The organism is Mesorhizobium sp. M0500, from assembly GCF_040321165.1.
Lineage (GTDB): Bacteria > Pseudomonadota > Alphaproteobacteria > Rhizobiales > Rhizobiaceae > Mesorhizobium.
Genome location: NZ_JAMYRB010000002.1, coordinates 244,734 through 260,733 on the forward strand (window position 1 = coordinate 244,734; position 16,000 = coordinate 260,733).

The following is a 16,000-nucleotide window of genomic DNA, read 5'->3' on the forward strand; positions in this document are numbered from 1 at the left end:
CTACCAGAGATCGTAGCGTAGTCCGACTTTGACTTGATGATTGTTGATTCCTTTGCGGATCGGAAAGGAAGTCAGGCTCTCGGCAGTCACATATTCGGCGTCTGGCGCGGAAAAATACTGATAGCCCAGATCGACTGAGACGTTCTTGGACACTTGGTAGGCAAGGCCGGCATTCAGCGTGTAGGCGAAGGAGTATTGGGTCTTGTTGTCACGCAGGACGAAATCGTCGGTGGGGTCGGCGTTGTCGGTGAAGTAGCTCGCCGACAGGCGACGCTTGCTCTGCAGGATACCGACACCAGCGCCGAGATAAGGTGTGATTCCGACATAGGTCCCAAGATCGACATAGCCATTGAGTATGCCTGAGAAGGCATAGTTCTTCAGGGTCGCCGATGCCACGGTCGTTCCGTCGTTATAGCCGACGTCGATCTTGTTGCCGGGAAGATAGCCCACATTGAGATCGGCGCGCAGATAGTCGTTGAAATGGTAGCCGAAGCCGATGCTGGCGAAGATGGGATCTTCCTTTTCGTCGAAGCTCGCGGGTGTAAAGGCGAAATGCTCATCCTTGAAGCTCTTCTGCACCAGATAGGAGACATCGCCACGCAGATACCATCCCGAGCCAACCTCGACCGGTACATAGTCGGGCGCCTGGTCGACATAGACCGGCGGTTCGTAATCGGCGCCAAGCGCCGGCGTCAGCGGCACCAGGACGACTGCTGCAAGCGCCAGTGCTACAGGCGATTTGAATGTCATGGTCCTCGGCTCCCGAACTTGGCGCATTCGCGATCGCGCGCCGTTTCAGACAGCATTGTTAACCATAGTGGTTAAGTGCGGGTTAAGGATAACAAGGCGTTAGCAATTGATTTGATCCGCCTTCGCTCCTCGAGCCGGACGGTGTTACAGAGCGCCGCAGCATGTTTAGGCAGCCAAACGAAACCGCCCGGCATCAGCCGGGCGGTCAACGAATTCCTCGATTTCGAAGCGACTACTTGGTGTAGACGGGCTCGGGTTCCGGAACATAAGGTTCCGGTTCAACGCAGTCCGATCTGCCGAACTGGTAGCGCAGGCCGCCGCGCACCTCATGAACATTGATGCCATTGTCATAGCCGGGGCCGACGCCGCTGCCGAAGTCGAACATCTTCCCACCGTTTATATGGCTGTAGCGGTAGCCGACGTCGAGTTTGACGCGATCGGTCAAACAGTAGGATGCGCCAACCATGGCAGCATAGGCAAAACGCCAGCCCTTGCCGCCGCGGTGGAAGAATTCACCGTCTTCATCGCTGTTGTGGAGTGTATCCCACTTAACCCAGGCGCCGCCGATGCCGGCGCCGACATAGGGCGTGATACCGTGCCATGTGCCGATATCGACATAGGCGTTGGCGAGCAGCAGCAGCGCGGTATAGGACGAGGTGTCGACCGAAGTACAAGGATCTCCATCAAGGCAGATGCCGCTGGTCGAGCCGCGGAAGGTGGATTTGCTCATCCAGTCCGCGGTCAAGTCGGTGCGGAAGTGCCGGTCGATTTGATAGCCAACGCCGGCACCGGCCGAGAAAGCACTCTTCAGCTTGCCGCTGTCAAAAGTGCCGGTTCCGGGAGGCGGTCCGTAGGTGATATAGTCGGCGCCGCGAAACTTCGACCAGTGATAGTCGATGTCGCCACGGATATACCAGCCGCCAAAGTCGGCCGGCTGCTCGTAGGCGATCGGTGGCGGCGCCTCCTCGACGACGGGCGGCTCGACGAAATCGGCGGCGAATGCCGGCCCGGCGCCGGCAAACACCGCAGCCAGGAGAGCCATTCTTGCTGTGTTGAACATGCTTATCACCCCTGAGAAACCCTCGAACGGCGAACGCGCCCGAAATGTGATTGACCTCAGTTGTGGATAATGAATCGGAAAGGTTAAAAGGCGTTTAACCGTATTGATTAACCACGAATCTCTAAAAGTCGAGCAATCTGGCGGCCGTTGCTGCAGGCGGAGCTGGCCGCGACCCAATAAAAAGCCCGCCGGCAAGGCGGGCTTTTGACCCATGTTGGAGGGAGATCAGGCGGCGCTGCGCGTTTCCGAAATGACCTCGACGATGTCGTTGACCACGGACTCGACAAGCTGCGGGTCGTCGCCCTCCGCCATGACGCGGATGAGCGGCTCCGTGCCGGATGGCCGGATGACCAGGCGCCCGGCCTTGCCGAGGCGATTGCGCGCATCTTCGATCGCCGCCTTGACCGGCGCCTCCTCCAGCGGCTTGCCGCCGGAAATATGCACATTCTTCAAAAGCTGCGGCACCGGCTCGAATTTCTTCGACAGTTCGCTGACCGGCCGGTTATGCCGCTTGATGCAGGCGAGCACCTGGAGCGCCGAGACGAGCCCGTCGCCGGTAGTCGAGAAATCGGACAGCACGATGTGGCCCGACTGTTCGCCGCCGACATTGAGCCCATGGGCACGCATGTGCTCGACGACATAGCGGTCACCGACCTTGGTGCGATGCAACTGCAGGTTCATGTCGCCGAGGAAGCGTTCGAGGCCGAGATTGGACATCACCGTCGAGACGACGCCGCCGCCGGCCAGCCGTCCGCTCTGGTGCCAGGATTCGGCGATCAGTGCCATGATCTGGTCGCCATCGACGATCGCGCCGTTTTCATCGACGATGACGACGCGGTCGGCATCGCCGTCGAGCGCAATGCCGATATCGGCGCGCACCTCGTGCACCTTCTTTTGCAGGCCGGCCGGATGAGTCGAGCCGCATTCCTTGTTGATGTTGAAGCCGTTGGGCTCGACATTGATGGCAACGACCTCGGCGCCGAGTTCCCACAGCGCGTCGGGCGCCACCTTGTAGGCGGCGCCATTGGCGCAATCGACGACGATGCGCAGGCCCGACAGCGACATCGAGCGCGGCAGCGTGCGCTTGGCGAATTCGATATAGCGGTCATGCACGCCGTCGACGCGTTTGGCGCGGCCGAGCCCATCGGAATCGGCGAGCGCCAGTTCGATATCCTTGTCGAGCATCCCCTCGATACGCTCCTCGATCTCATCGGACAGCTTATAGCCATCGGGGCCGAACAGCTTGATGCCGTTGTCGTAATAGGGGTTGTGCGAGGCAGAGATCATCACGCCGATATCGGCGCGCAGCGAGCGCACCAGCATGGCAACAGCCGGCGTCGGAATCGGGCCGAGCAGGAAGACATCCATGCCGGCGGCGCACAGGCCGGATACCATCGCGTTCTCGATCATGTAGCCGGAAAGCCTGGTATCCTTGCCGAGCACGACGCGGTGGCGGTGGCTGCCGCGCTGGAAGGAGAGGCCGGCGGCCATGCCGACCCGCATGGCGACCTCCGCCGTCATTGGAAACTTGTTGGCGCGCCCACGAATGCCGTCCGTACCGAAATAATGTCCTGCCATGTTCGCCAGCTTCCCGATGGTTCTTTCCGAGCATCTCATGCCATAAAATGGCCCAAGCCCCGTCATCACATTGTATGATTATGGACGACCAATCCTTAGAAAATTATTGTTTTGTGTGTTTTGCGTCACGCTAGTGTGTTGATTTTCAAGTTCCGAGCCCTTGTTGCGGCAGCAGCATCAGAAACGTCAACTCAAACCTCAGCTGTATCCTTTGGTCTGTGGCAGTGTGGCCTTGAACCCGAATCCGCATCGTGCTGCTCCAGACAGCGGTAGGCTCAGGTCCGCCGCACGCGCCGATTTGACTGGCTGTCATGCGACGCAGTGTCCTCGCTGGGAACCAGCCATATGCGCGCTCTCCGTGCAATGCACCCGGACGAACTTGGCCGGGAGACAGTCCCGGCAACGAATTCATCACCTTAAAGAAAAGAATGCACTTCTAAATTTGTCTCTACGCTACTTAGCATCTGGCGCAACCAGCCGTTGAGCGCTATTGCTGCACTGGGACATATCATGAACCGCCGTAGGGAGAACAAGCATGCTCATCCACCGACTTGCCACTTTGACGGGTCTTGCCGTCGCGACCTTATTCCTGGCGGCGCCTGCCAATGCGCTGACCATGGCCGAGTGCAGCACCAAGTATAACGCGGCCAAGGATGCGGGAACGCTTGGCGGGCAGAACTGGAACCAGTTCCGCAAGGCCCAATGCGGCACCGATGCCACCGCTGCTACGAACGATCCCGCCCCAGCCAAAGCCACGGCCAAGGCCGCCGACACGACCAAGGCAGCCGCCGCCGACGATGCGGCGCCGGGCCTGACGGCGAAGGAGTGCAGCACCAAATACCAGGCCGCCAAGGCTGCCGGCACGCTCAACGGCATGAAGTGGAACGATTTCCGCAAGACCCAGTGCGCCGCCGGCGCGACGGCAGCCGCACAACCCGCCGCCACGACCAAAGCAGCGGCGACCAGCAGCGATGACGCGGCGCCTGGGCTGACGGCCAAGGAATGCAGCACCAAATACCAGGCCGCCAAGGCTGCCGGCACGCTCAACGGCATGAAATGGAACGACTTCCGCAAGAGTGAATGCGCCGCCGGCGCAACTGCAGCCGCACAGCCTGCCGCGGCACCTGCCAAGGCGACGACAGCCGCCGCGACCGATACCGGCAAAGGCCTCAGCATGGCGGATTGCAGCGCCAAATATCAGGCTGCCAAGACCGGCAACACGCTGAATGGCATGAAGTGGAACGACTTCCGCAAGAGCCAATGCGGCGCCGGCGCAGCCGACGACGACACCCTGCCGGCTCCCGACGCCAAGTACACCGGCGATCCGCAACCGCCGACGATCACCGCCCCCCAGGGTGTGAAATTCCCGACGGCGGTCTCCAAGAAGTATGCAACCGAGACCCCGGCCAAGGGCCGCATGCACACCTGCCTCGACCTCTACTACGCCAACAAGGACGCCAACACGCTGGGCGGCCTCAGGTGGATCCAGAAAGGCGGCGGCTTCTACAGCCTCTGCAACGCCAAGCTGAAGAGCTGACCGGCGCCACCATCCGACGACATGAGCCCGCGAGCCGCAAGGTTCGCGGGCTTTTTTGTTGCATGCTGCCGCGCGTTCAGAAGAGGCGGCATCGGCCGCCGCTCTAGACTAGCAATCTCCCCCTCGTGCGGGGGAGATGTCCGGCAGGACAGAGGGGCACTGTCCAGGGCACTGTCCCGCCGACATCGATGGTCGCCAGCACGCGCCACGTCGGGTCGAAGGAGCCTGAAATAAAAAAACCCGCCTCCGTGGGCGGGTCGGCGGCGCCAATTGGCACCATACTCAAATTAGTAGCATACCTGCCGGCACAAAGCAAGAACAAAATGTGGCGCCGTCGGCAAAAAATGCGAACTTCATTCTCCGGCGCGCCTTGTCAATCTTCCCGAAGTCGTCAACGAGGACGATAGAAGGCCCCATTCCTTCGCGCCCCTCTCTGTCCTGCCGGACATCTCCCCCACGAGGGGGGAGATTGGCCGTTATCGTCACTTTCGCCAATTTCCAGCGATGCAGGAAGGGTCGCATTCCCCAAGAGAAAACGCCGCGGTTAGAGCCGCGGCGTTTCGAAGTCGATCTGTCCTGGGCCGGAGCCTAGCTTGATGGCTGGGGTTCCATGCCGCCTTCGGGCTCGGGGCCCTTCTTGCGGCGGCCGGACTTCGGCACGGCCGAGCCGCGGCTCGGCGGCGTGTCGTCGCCAAGGTCGCGCGCGGGCTTATTGCCGGCGATCAGCTGCTTGATCTCCTCGCCGGACAGCGTCTCGTATTCGAGCAGGCCCTGCGCCAGCGCGATCCATTCCTTCTTTTTCTTGGTCAGGATGGACCTTGCCGTCGAATAGGCCTCGTCGATCAGCCGGCGCACTTCGGCGTCGATGATCTGCGCCGTCTCTTCCGAGATATTCTGCGTGCGCGCCACCGAATGGCCGAGGAACACCTCCTCCTGGTTGTCGCCATAGGCGACATGGCCGAGCTTGTCGGAGAAGCCCCAGCGCGTCACCATGGCACGCGCCAGCTTGGTCGCCTGCTCGATATCGGAGGAGGCGCCGGAGGTGATGTTCTCCTTGCCGAACTTGAACTCCTCGGCGACACGGCCGCCCATCATGATGGCGAGGCGCGAGATCATGTATTTGTAGCTCATCGAATAGCGGTCGCCTTCCGGCAGCTGCATGACCATGCCGAGTGCCCGGCCGCGCGGGATGATGGTCGCCTTGTGCAGCGGATCGGCCGACGGCACGTTGAGTGCCAGGATGGCATGACCGGCCTCGTGATAGGCGGTCAGCTCCTTCTCGGCCTGTGTCATCGCCGACGAGCGGCGCTCGGCGCCCATCATGATCTTGTCCTTGGCGTCCTCGAATTCGGCCATGGTGACGAGGCGCTTGTTGCGCCGCGCCGCCATCAGGGCGGATTCGTTGACCAGGTTCATCAGGTCGGCGCCGGAAAAGCCCGGCGTGCCGCGCGCGATCACCTTGAGGTCGACATTGGGCGCCAGCGGCACGTTGCGCACATGCACTTTCAGGATCTTCTCGCGGCCGACGATGTCGGGGTTCGGCACCACCACCTGGCGGTCGAAGCGGCCCGGCCTCAGCAGCGCCGGATCGAGCACGTCTGGCCGGTTGGTGGCGGCGATCAGGATGATGCTTTCGTTGGATTCGAAGCCATCCATCTCGACCAGCAGCTGGTTCAGCGTCTGCTCGCGTTCATCATTGCCGCCGCCGAGGCCGGCGCCGCGATGGCGGCCGACCGCGTCGATTTCGTCGATGAAGATGATGCAAGGCGCATTCTTCTTGGCTTGGTCGAACATGTCGCGGACGCGGCTTGCGCCTACGCCGACGAACATCTCGACGAAGTCCGAGCCCGAAATGGTGAAGAACGGCACGTTGGCTTCACCCGCGACCGAGCGGGCGAGCAGCGTCTTGCCGGTTCCGGGAGGACCGACGAGCAGCACGCCGCGCGGGATCTTGCCGCCGAGCCGCTGGAATTTCTGCGGGTCGCGCAGGAACTCGACGATCTCTTCCAGATCTTCCTTGGCTTCGTCGACGCCGGCGACGTCCTGGAAGGTGACGCGGCCATGTGCTTCGGTCAAAAGCTTGGCCTTCGACTTGCCGAAGCCCATGGCGCGGCCGGAACCGGACTGCATCTGGCGCATGAAGAATATCCAGACGCCGAGGATGAGGATCATCGGCAGCCAGGAGATCAGGGTGCCGAACAGCGAATTGGAGCCGTCGGATTCAGGACGCGCATTGATGGTGACGTTCTTGTCCTGCAGGCGCGAAACCAGCGACGGGTCCCCAGGCGAATAGGTCTGGAAGCCGTTGGAACTGTCCGTGTAATTGCCGGAGATACGGGCGCCGGCGATGGTCACCGACTTGATCCGTCCCGCCGCGACTTCCTGCAGGAACTGCGAATAGGGAACATCGCTCGAGGCTCCACGCGTCTGCGGCGTCTGGAAAAGATTGAAGAGCGCGATGAGCAGGACCGCTATGATCGCCCAGAGCGCGAGGTTGCGATAATTCGGATTCATCAATTGTCCCGTTGGCGCCCGCTGGGCGGACACGCGTCGTGAGAGGAAACTTGGCCCTAACATAGGGAGAGCGTTCCCCCTTGCCAAGCATAACAGCAGGTCTCGGTTAAGCTTTCGCCCGTGGTAGGCCGGCACTGTGGCCGCCGAATGGCACGGCTGGAACGGGCGCCGCGCCAAGCAACGCGGCGACGGCATCGGCCGGCGCCAGATCGAAGGACGGCAGGAAACGGGCGAAGGGCGCGACTGCCGGATATGCGGCGACAGCCGCCGGCATCGGGCCTTCCCCGGGCAAACCCGGGCCTTCCCCGAGCAAACCAAGGCATTCGCCGTCCCGCCAGAGCGCCGGCTCGGCGGCCAGGGCGGCACGTACAAGGCTTGCCGGCGTGCCATGCCCTTCAATTGCCCGCTTTGCGGCAAGAGCCGCCCCGAGCGGTGCCACCAACGGCGGCGCGATCAACAATGCACCTGAACTGTCGCCCAATGTGATCCGTCTGCGGCCGTCCCACAGGGCATTGTCGGAAACCGCAACAGCGGGCGGCAGATCCCGCAATTCGCGGTGCAGAAAGATGCCGGTACGCCGGGCATCGATCACGGTCCGCGACAATGTGGCACAAAGCGGCCCGGTGCGGAACCGGCCGAAAAGGGCTTCGCTGCGGGCCTGGTCGGGAAGGAAGGCGGTGCCGCCGGTCGCCGCCAGCAGGATGCGCAGCGCATAAATGGCCGTCCGGCTGTCGGCGGCCGTCGCAAAATCCCGATCGAGGCGGACGAGGCCGGCGGCCGGCCTGGAGGCCAAGCTGCGGATCAGCATGGCCGCGCGATTGCCCAGCTGCTCACGCTCGGCCGCCGCCTTTCTGGCCAGCGCCATAGCTTCAGCCATGCGAGGCGCATCGTCGCCTTCAACAAGTGCTGCGCGGACGCGCGGCCGCTCGAAAGCAGTGTCGGCATTGGTCGGATCTTCGATCCAGGCGACCTGTTCGCGTTGCAGCAATTCGCGCAGCTCAGCACGCCGCACGCCGAGCAGCGGCCGCACGATCCAGTGCCGCCAATCGTAGAGGGTTGCCGGCGCCATGCCGGCAAGGCCCCGCCCTTCGTCGCGCGGCCTCTCCTCACCTGGCCCGTCGTCACGTGCTTGCCGCATCAGCACGGTCTCGGCCTGGTCGTCGGCGGTGTGGCCGGTCAGGATCAGGCCGATGCCTGCCGCTTCGGCGGCCTCGGCGAGCAGCCGGTATCGGGCTTCGCGCGCGGCGGCAGGCAGGCCGGTCGATGGTTTGTGCCCCGACCAGGCGAGGACGCGATGGGCAATGCCGCGCGCCGCGCACAGCCTGGCCACGGCTTGCGCTTCCGCTGCCGCTTGCGGCCGCAATTGATGATCGATCGTTACCGCCAGCAATTTCGTTGCCGGGGCGTTACGGTCGAGATGGGCTTTGAGGAGGAGGAGAAGGGCGGTCGAGTCGCTGCCGCCGGACACGGCCGCAACAGCGCCGTTGGAAAAGTCGATCCGCGAAAAATCCGGAAGGTCAGGCTCGGTGTCGAGCATCATGCATGTCGTCCAAAAGTGGGCCCGGTTTTGGGGCAACGACATGCAACGGAAAAACTAGCACGCCGCGAGCGCCCTTTCCTGCTTGACCCGCTCCTTGAGCGCGCCGGAAATATCGGGGTAGCGCTTGCCGATCTCGCTGAAGGTGGCACAGGCCACGTCGCGCTGCTTCAGCCCGACCAGTGAAACGCCGAGCTTCAGCAGCATGTCCGGCGCTTTCTTGGCCTTGGGATAGTCCTTGCTGGCAGCGAGGAAAGTCTCGGCCGCATCGCGGTATTTCTGCTGGCCGAGCAGCGATTCACCAAGCCAGTAATGCGCGTCCGCCGCTTTGGCGTCCTTGGGAAAACGGGCGATATGGTCGCGGAAGCCCTGTTCGGCGGTGCTGTAGTCGCCCGACAGGATGAACTGGTAAGAGTTGCGGTAAAGCTCCTCCGGATCGTTGGTCGACGGGAGTGCCGCGACCACCGTATCATCGGATTTACCGGCCTTGTTGCCGGCTGCGCTGGCGCCGTTGGCTGGGGCCGTATTCTGCTGCGGCGCATTCGCTTGCGCATTGCCGTCGGCTTCGACGACATTGCCGTTTTTGTCGACGGTGATGGTGCCGAACGTCTTGGGCGGCGCGCCGGGGATCAGCTTGCCGGGATCGCCGTTGGGCGATTCGACGATGACGTCCTCGACGCTCTTGTCGCCGTCTGCCGCCTTGCCCGCATCGGCCGGAGCCGGCGTCCCCGGCGCCTCCGCCACGTTACTGTCGCCGTTGGGGCTGTCGCTGCTAGGCGCCGCCTCGGACTTCTTCTGCTCGGCCGGCTGCTGCGCGCCTTGCGGACCGCCTTCCAACTGCTGGAAGCGGAATTCGTTGTCTTCCTGCTGCTTGCGGATCTGCTCCTGCATCTGCAGGACCTGGAAATTGAGTTCCTCGATCTTGCCATTCATCTGCCGGAGCTGTTCCTCCAGCGCCGGAGTGCCGGTGCCATCCTGTTGCGCGAATTGAACCTGATCCGGCTTTTTCTTTTCGCCGAAAATGCCGGGCAGTTTGATCGTCGGCAGGTGGAAGGAAAAACCGCTTTCCGATGACTGCCCGGTGCCGTTTGCCCCGTCAGCAAGTGCCGCGATACTTGATACGAGCAGCAGCGCAAGCGTGCCGCTCAAGACCGATCTGAAATGCATGTGCCTCTCGCCGTGAAACCATTGTTGCGCGCCTCTCATTCGAAGTAGACCAGTCAACTGGGGACTAGCCAGACGCTCTCGGCTCTTAACAGGACGTGAGACTTCGGCCAAATTTTGTTTGGAGCGAGCAGATATGAAAAAGGCGGCCTTTTGGCCGCCTTTCGCACCAAGTGTTGCATTTATGCCGATCAAGAACCGGCGCCGCCCAGCGTGGTTACGGCGCGGCGGTTCTGCGACCAGCAGGAGATGTCGTCGCAAACCGCGACCGGACGCTCCTTGCCGTAGGAAATGGTCTTCAGGCGCTGCGCCGAAACACCCTTGGCGACCAGGAAGTCGCGTGTGGCGGCAGCACGGCGGGCGCCGAGCGCCAGATTGTATTCGCGCGTGCCGCGCTCGTCGGCATGGCCTTCGATGACGATGGCATACTGCTTGTACTGGTTCAGCCACTGCGCCTGGCGCGACAGCGTCGTCTGCGCATCGGCGCGGATCGAGGACGAATCGGTATCGAAGAAGATCCGGTCGCCGATGTTGACGGTAAAGTCCTGGGCCGACCCGGGCGTTGCCGCGCCGGCGCCATTGAGGCCGAGATCGGCGGCGCTGTTCGGCGTCTTCTTCGAGGCGCAACCGGTGATCGCGAGCATAGCGACCAGCGCGATCATGACCGGGTTTGTGGTAAGTGCTGCGATACGGCCCATGCCGCCTCTCCTTCGCAATTCGAGTGATTTCATTGATCGTCCAGTAACCACGTTTGGGTTAACCAGCGCTCAAGAAACACGGTTAAAATTTGGTTTTCGGCTGCCGTCCGCAACCGTTCTGCCGAGGGCTACTCAAAGGCGACAATGAGCGCGGACCGTAGGCGGAAATGCGGCCAAAACATGAAAAAGAGGGAATTGAGGAACTGAAGAACTGAGGAATTGAAGAAAAGGAATTACGTCAGCTTCTCTCTGAGGCTCACGAGCATCCCATGGATTTGGGCATAAGATTGCCGCCAGGCGTCGAGTTGGGACTGCGTGATGTATTCAAGATCGAACGCGTAACATATCCACGTCTCCACTTCGCTGCATGACCCCACCGCCATCGAAACGAAGCGAGCGAATTCGGCTTTGGAATGGCTCTGCTTGGCAAATCCCTCAGCTAAATTGGCGCAGATTGCCTTACTCGAGCGACGCAATTGATCGGCTAGCGCGTATTGCTCAATTTTCGGAAAAGCAAGCGTGGCTCTATGCACCTCAAGAGAAACCGCGTAGGCGCGTTTGTAGACCTCCAGGTCCCTCGCGCGCTCAACGTAGCGCCCCGGCTTCTCCATCTCCTCAGTTCTTCAGTTCTTCAATTCCTCATTTCCTCAATTCCTCTTCCCGCCTACTCCAGCAGCGGCGACCAGGCCGGATCCGAGGCGAAGTTCGCCGTCGGGATCGACTGTTCGTTGCGGCCGGTGAGATCGACCGAAACAAGTTTTGGTCCGCCATTGGAATCGCGGAAGAACATCAGCACCCGGCCGTTGGGCGCCCAGGTCGGCCCTTCCTGCTGAAAGCCGGTGGACAGGATGCGCTCACCCGAACCGTCGGTGCGCATGACGCCGATCTGGAATTCGCCGCCGGTCTGCTTGGTGAAGGCGATGAGATCGCCGCGCGGCGACCACACCGGCGTCGAATAGACGCCGTCGCCGAACGAGATGCGGGTCTGGCCCGAGCCGTCGGCGCCCATCACGTAGATCTGCGCGCGGCCGCCGCGATCCGAGGTGAACACCACCTTGCTACCGTCAGGCGAGTAGGACGGTGAGGTGTCGATGGCGGTCGAGTTGGTGAGCCTGGTCGTCGAGCGGCTTCTCAGATCCATGGCGAAGATGTTGGAATTGCCGTCATCGCGCAGCAGGCTCATGATCACCTTCTGGCCGTCCGGCGAAAAGCGCGGCGCAAACGTCATGCCGGGGAAATTGCCGACCAGCTCGCGCTGCCCCGTCTCGATCTGCAAAAGATACACCCGCGGTTGGCCGCTTTCATAGGACATGTAGGTGATTTCCTGCCGGTTCGGCGAGAAGCGCGGCGTCAACACGATCGATTTGCCGTTCGACAGGTACCGGACGTTGGCGCCGTCCTGGTCCATGATGGCAAGCCGCTTCTTGCGCGCATTCTTGGCACCGGACTCGTCGATGAAGACGACGCGCGTGTCGAAATAGCCCTTCTCGCCGGTCAGCCGCTCGTAGATCGCATCGGCGATGATATGGCCGACGCGCCTAGTATTGGCGTCGTTGGCGAAGAACTGTTCGCCCGAGAGCTGCTGGCCGGCAAAGGCGTCCCACAGCCGGTACTGGGCGCGGACACGGCCGTCGGCTTCCTTGCCGACGCTGCCGGTGACCAAAGCCTGGGCGTTGATTACCTTCCAGTCCTCGAAGCGGGGCGTGGCATCCGGGTTGGAGATCTTTTCAATGAAGGCGCTCTTGTCGATCGGAGCAAACAGGCCCGAGCGCTTCAAATCGTCGATGACGATCCCCGATATCTCCGCGCCCAATGCGTCGCCCGATTGAAAGTCGGTGATGGCAATCGGCAGAGGCTCGATATTGGGTTGGGTCAAGTCGAGTTGGACCAACGCCATTGCCGGCAGCGTGGCGAGCCCGCTCATGGCGGTCGCAATCGTGCCGATCAGCATCAGCGTCGTAAGCAACTTCTTCATTCGTTCAGCCTCGTTGTTCTCTCGGCAATCAATACATGTCGCTGGGGATGAAATTGACCTCGACCTCGTTCCATCCCAGCTCGCCGTCATATTTTGCGACGGGCAGATTGTAGGGCGCACATCGCAGCACTGCGCGCCGCGCTGCTTCCGAGGCGACTCGGGAGCCCATTGAGCCATCGCCCGCGGATCCGACTTCCGGAGCGCCGTCGATCTCGCCATTTTGCGTGAGCTTCATCCTGATGGTGACTTTTTGGCTGTCGCCATCGAATGTGCCGGGTGTCACACTCCAGCAGCGTTTGATCTGGGCCTTCAGGCCATCAAGCTCGCTCTGCGAGAGCTTGGTGCCTTGGTTCTTCTCGCCGCCGAGCGAAGCCTGCTGGGTCGAGCGCTTGGCGCCGCCGCCGGACGGTTTCTGCTTGTCGAGCAGCGCCGAAATCTCATCTGCATTGAATTGCTTGTCGTCCGATTTCGGCCTGGACGAGGCTTCCTTGACCGGCTTGTCGGTGTCCTTGCGCTCCGGCGCCTTCGCGCTTTCAGCCTGGGCCGGCTGCGGCTTCGGCCGAGCCTCGGGCGCCGGCGCCGAGTCCGGAAGCTGCGCCTCCTCGGTCGGCGGTTGCTTGGCAATCGCCTCGGCGACGGCATCCGGCTTGACCTCGGGCTGCGGATCGATCGCGGCGGTCTTGTCCTGCGGCGGCGTGGGCGTCGGCTCCTTGGCCGGCGTCGGCTTGGGATCGGTCTGCTTGACCGGTTCGAGCTTGACCTCTTCCTTCGGCTGCGGCACCGGCGCCACCTCCGTTGCGGGAATAGGCTTCGGCTTTTCCGGCGGCTTCGGCACGTCCTCGGGCTTGGGCTTTTCGACCGGCGTCGGCGCAGGTGGCGGAGCCGCCGTCATATCGACCGGCTTGGGCTTGGCCTCAGGCGTCGGCGGCTTGTCGGTATCGATGCTGTTCTCGCCGACTTTCTGGGCATCGGGCACGATGTCGGGACGCTGTGTCGGCAGCGGCGCCGGCTTTTCGTGCATCACGGCTTTCTTGTCGCCCTGCAAAACCTGCGAGACGGCCTCCATCGGCACAATGTCCACTGCGACCGACTCGACATCGGACGACGGAAGCGCAGCCGGCGCCGACAGCGTGAACAGCCCGAAGGCGATCGCCACCGTATGCAAGATCACCGATGTGGTGAGGCCGGTCCTCATCTCGCGTTTATTGATCCTGTTTCGGCAGTGTAATCAGGCCGAGGTTCTTGTAGCCTGCGTCCTGGATGAGACCCATCACCACCATCGCGTCGCCATAATTGGTGGTCTTGTCGCCCTTGACGTAAATGCGCTCTTCGTAGCCGGTCTTAGAAATCGCCTTCAGCTTGGCGATCAGCTCCTCCTGCGGGATTTCGGTCTCCTGCACGAAGATCTTGCCTGTGCCGTCGATCGTAATCGTAATCGGCTGGGTATCGGCGTTCATCGCCTTGGCCTTCGTCTCCGGCAGGGTGACCGGCACGCCGACCGTCAACATGGGTGCGGCGACCATGAAGATGATCAGCAGCACCAGCATCACGTCGACCATCGGCGTGACATTGATTTCCGATATCATCGCGTGATGGCGGCCGCGCCGCCTGTGGCCTCGACCACCGCGCCCTCCGCCACCCGCGCCTACAGACATTCCCATGATCGTTCCTCAAGCCTTCTGCGCGACTTTTTCATCGATTTGGCGCGAGAGTATGGCGGAGAACTCATCCGCGAACCCTTCCATGCGCACCGCGATCTTGCTCGCGTCGGACGACAGCTTGTTGTAGGCGATGACGGCCGGGATTGCGGCGAGCAGGCCGATGGCCGTCGCCAGCAGCGCTTCGGCGATGCCGGGCGCGACCACCGATAGGCTGGTGTTCTTCGAGGCGGCGATCGCCTGGAACGAGGTCATGATGCCGATAACCGTGCCAAACAGGCCGATGAAGGGCGCCGCCGAGCCGGTGGTGGCGAGAAAGCCGAGCCGCCCTTCAAGCTTTTCCATCTCGCGGGTCAGCGCCAGATCCATCGCTTTGTCGATGCGGGTCTGCAGGCCGAGTGGCGATTTCGCGCCTTTCTCGAAGCTCTTCTTCCATTCGCGCATGGCGGCGACGAAGATCGCGCTCATGCCGGTCGTCTTGCGGTCGGCGAGCGTGCGGTAAAGCTCTTCCAGCGACTGCCCCGACCAGAACACCTGTTCGAAGCGGTTGAGCGCCAGCCGCATGCGGGCATAGGCGACGAGCTTGTCGACGATGATCGCCCAGGTCCAGATCGAGGCACCAAGCAGCCCGATCATGACCAGCTTGACCACCCAACCGGCCTGCATGAACAAGGCCCAAATCGATAAATGCGCGCCCGGTTCGGCGAGAGCGATGTTTTCCATGTTACGTCCTTAAAGATTTTCCGGGCGTGGCTGGCGGCTGGCCCATGGGCATCCCTTGTGGTCCGTTCGCGTTAGGCTTGCGGAATAACCCCAAATGCACCGTTGGCGGCCTTTTCGGGGCAAATATTGGTGAAAGGAAGGCGCTTGGATTCTCCCAATCTTAACCAATCCCTTCATGGACCGTTATGGTTAAGGATGGGTTAGGACGTACAGCGCGGCGCATTGCCGCGCCCTGATAGGCCGCCTCGCGATTCTGGCCTGGACCGGGAGCTCCGGGATCGTCCGCCTCTGAACCTTTATTTGCGCGTTCTGGGCATGAAGGCTGCGATCCAGTCCTTGGGAAAGCGCCGCGGCCGCCCGTTCTCGCCGACGATCGCCGCTTCGACACGCGCCTCGACCAGCACTTCGCTGCCGCGCTTCAATTGCTGCGCCATGACGATGCGGGCGCCGGAAATCTCGTCGGTGCGCGTATCGATGGTCAGGATGTCATCCATGCGGGCCGAACCGCGGAAATCGATCTCCATGCGCCGCACCACCCAGACTATTTTCTCGCCATGCTTGCCGTCGGCAAGCTCGGTGTGGTGGACGCCGGCCAGCCGCAGATAGTCGGACCGGCCGCGCTCGAAGAATTCGAGATAGCGCGCGTGGTAGACGACGCCGGAAAAATCGGTGTCTGCATAATAGACCCGCGCCATCAGTCGATGGCCGAATTCCGTCAGCGCGCCGGAAAGTCCGGCGGACAATGCCGATTCACCGTGATCGTCCATTGCGCTGTCCTTTTGGCCCGACAGGCCCTGTTTCAAGCA

General features: G+C 62.1%; 14 protein-coding genes. 1 reads left to right on the forward strand and 13 read right to left on the reverse strand.

Annotation, left to right across the window (positions count from 1 at the left end):
- The 3 genes from NKI70_RS04980 to glmM form a co-directional block, all read right to left on the reverse strand.
- Positions 1 to 750 (reverse strand): outer membrane protein, encoded by a 750-nt coding sequence (locus NKI70_RS04980; protein ID WP_352450819.1) that lies wholly within the window; start codon positions 748 to 750, stop codon positions 1 to 3.
- 232 nt (positions 751 to 982) lie between these two features.
- Positions 983 to 1,810 carry an outer membrane protein gene (locus NKI70_RS04985; RefSeq protein ID WP_352589941.1) on the reverse strand — a complete coding sequence of 276 codons (828 nt, stop codon included), beginning with the start codon at positions 1,808 to 1,810 and terminating at the stop codon, positions 983 to 985.
- 225 nt (positions 1,811 to 2,035) lie between these two features.
- The gene (gene glmM / locus NKI70_RS04990) at positions 2,036 to 3,388 is read right to left on the reverse strand and encodes a phosphoglucosamine mutase (protein WP_031213285.1); all 1,353 of its coding nucleotides are present in this window, start codon (positions 3,386 to 3,388) and stop codon (positions 2,036 to 2,038) included.
- Between the two features lie 874 nt (positions 3,389 to 4,262).
- Here glmM and NKI70_RS04995 point away from each other — a divergent pair.
- On the forward strand, positions 4,263 to 4,925 hold the full coding sequence (locus NKI70_RS04995) for a hypothetical protein (protein WP_502897737.1): 663 nt from the start codon (positions 4,263 to 4,265) through the stop codon (positions 4,923 to 4,925).
- Between the two features lie 588 nt (positions 4,926 to 5,513).
- On the opposite strand, the gene ftsH is transcribed toward NKI70_RS04995, so the two are convergent.
- From ftsH to ybgC, 10 genes are all read right to left on the reverse strand, one after another.
- Complete coding sequence (gene ftsH / locus NKI70_RS05000; protein WP_023677989.1) at positions 5,514 to 7,439, reverse strand: ATP-dependent zinc metalloprotease FtsH; 1,926 nt, start codon at positions 7,437 to 7,439, stop codon at positions 5,514 to 5,516.
- A gap of 106 nt (positions 7,440 to 7,545) precedes the next feature.
- Positions 7,546 to 8,976, reverse strand: coding sequence for a tRNA lysidine(34) synthetase TilS (gene tilS, locus NKI70_RS05005; protein ID WP_023677990.1), 1,431 nt, complete (start codon positions 8,974 to 8,976; stop codon positions 7,546 to 7,548).
- A gap of 57 nt (positions 8,977 to 9,033) precedes the next feature.
- Positions 9,034 to 10,143 carry a tol-pal system protein YbgF gene (ybgF, locus tag NKI70_RS05010; protein WP_352589950.1) on the reverse strand — a complete coding sequence of 370 codons (1,110 nt, stop codon included), beginning with the start codon at positions 10,141 to 10,143 and terminating at the stop codon, positions 9,034 to 9,036.
- Positions 10,144 to 10,331: 188 nt separating this feature from the next.
- Positions 10,332 to 10,838 (reverse strand): peptidoglycan-associated lipoprotein Pal, encoded by a 507-nt coding sequence (gene pal / locus NKI70_RS05015; protein ID WP_023677992.1) that lies wholly within the window; start codon positions 10,836 to 10,838, stop codon positions 10,332 to 10,334.
- A 233-nt stretch (positions 10,839 to 11,071) separates the two neighbouring features.
- Entirely contained in the window at positions 11,072 to 11,449 is a 378-nt protein-coding gene (locus tag NKI70_RS05020) for a four helix bundle protein (RefSeq protein ID WP_352450823.1), read from the reverse strand.
- A gap of 53 nt (positions 11,450 to 11,502) precedes the next feature.
- A complete protein-coding gene (gene tolB, locus NKI70_RS05025; protein WP_352589953.1) occupies positions 11,503 to 12,813 on the reverse strand; it encodes a Tol-Pal system beta propeller repeat protein TolB in 1,311 nt (436 codons plus the stop codon).
- Positions 12,814 to 12,841: 28 nt separating this feature from the next.
- Positions 12,842 to 14,008: a cell envelope integrity protein TolA gene (tolA, locus tag NKI70_RS05030; RefSeq protein ID WP_352589956.1), complete on the reverse strand. Its 1,167-nt coding sequence runs from the start codon at positions 14,006 to 14,008 to the stop codon at positions 12,842 to 12,844.
- 7 nt (positions 14,009 to 14,015) lie between these two features.
- Positions 14,016 to 14,474, reverse strand: a complete 459-nt coding sequence (gene tolR, locus NKI70_RS05035) for a protein TolR (RefSeq protein WP_023677996.1) — start codon at positions 14,472 to 14,474, stop codon at positions 14,016 to 14,018.
- Positions 14,475 to 14,483: 9 nt separating this feature from the next.
- Positions 14,484 to 15,194 (reverse strand): protein TolQ, encoded by a 711-nt coding sequence (gene tolQ / locus NKI70_RS05040; RefSeq protein WP_023677997.1) that lies wholly within the window; start codon positions 15,192 to 15,194, stop codon positions 14,484 to 14,486.
- Positions 15,195 to 15,490: 296 nt separating this feature from the next.
- A complete protein-coding gene (gene ybgC, locus NKI70_RS05045) occupies positions 15,491 to 15,961 on the reverse strand; it encodes a tol-pal system-associated acyl-CoA thioesterase (protein ID WP_023677998.1) in 471 nt (156 codons plus the stop codon).
- Positions 15,962 to 16,000 lie beyond the last annotated feature (39 nt).

Coding starts and splice junctions, on each gene's coding strand:
- NKI70_RS04980 (WP_352450819.1), bottom strand. CDS start 750: ATGACATTCAAATCGCCTGTAGCACTGGCGCTTGCAGCAGTCGTCCTG.
- NKI70_RS04985 (WP_352589941.1), bottom strand. CDS start 1,810: ATGTTCAACACAGCAAGAATGGCTCTCCTGGCTGCGGTGTTTGCCGGC.
- glmM (WP_031213285.1), bottom strand. CDS start 3,388: ATGGCAGGACATTATTTCGGTACGGACGGCATTCGTGGGCGCGCCAAC.
- NKI70_RS04995 (WP_502897737.1), top strand. CDS start 4,263: ATGAAGTGGAACGATTTCCGCAAGACCCAGTGCGCCGCCGGCGCGACG.
- ftsH (WP_023677989.1), bottom strand. CDS start 7,439: ATGAATCCGAATTATCGCAACCTCGCGCTCTGGGCGATCATAGCGGTC.
- tilS (WP_023677990.1), bottom strand. CDS start 8,976: ATGCTCGACACCGAGCCTGACCTTCCGGATTTTTCGCGGATCGACTTT.
- ybgF (WP_352589950.1), bottom strand. CDS start 10,143: ATGCATTTCAGATCGGTCTTGAGCGGCACGCTTGCGCTGCTGCTCGTA.
- pal (WP_023677992.1), bottom strand. CDS start 10,838: ATGGGCCGTATCGCAGCACTTACCACAAACCCGGTCATGATCGCGCTG.
- NKI70_RS05020 (WP_352450823.1), bottom strand. CDS start 11,449: ATGGAGAAGCCGGGGCGCTACGTTGAGCGCGCGAGGGACCTGGAGGTC.
- tolB (WP_352589953.1), bottom strand. CDS start 12,813: ATGAAGAAGTTGCTTACGACGCTGATGCTGATCGGCACGATTGCGACC.
- tolA (WP_352589956.1), bottom strand. CDS start 14,008: ATGAGGACCGGCCTCACCACATCGGTGATCTTGCATACGGTGGCGATC.
- tolR (WP_023677996.1), bottom strand. CDS start 14,474: ATGGGAATGTCTGTAGGCGCGGGTGGCGGAGGGCGCGGTGGTCGAGGC.
- tolQ (WP_023677997.1), bottom strand. CDS start 15,194: ATGGAAAACATCGCTCTCGCCGAACCGGGCGCGCATTTATCGATTTGG.
- ybgC (WP_023677998.1), bottom strand. CDS start 15,961: ATGGACGATCACGGTGAATCGGCATTGTCCGCCGGACTTTCCGGCGCG.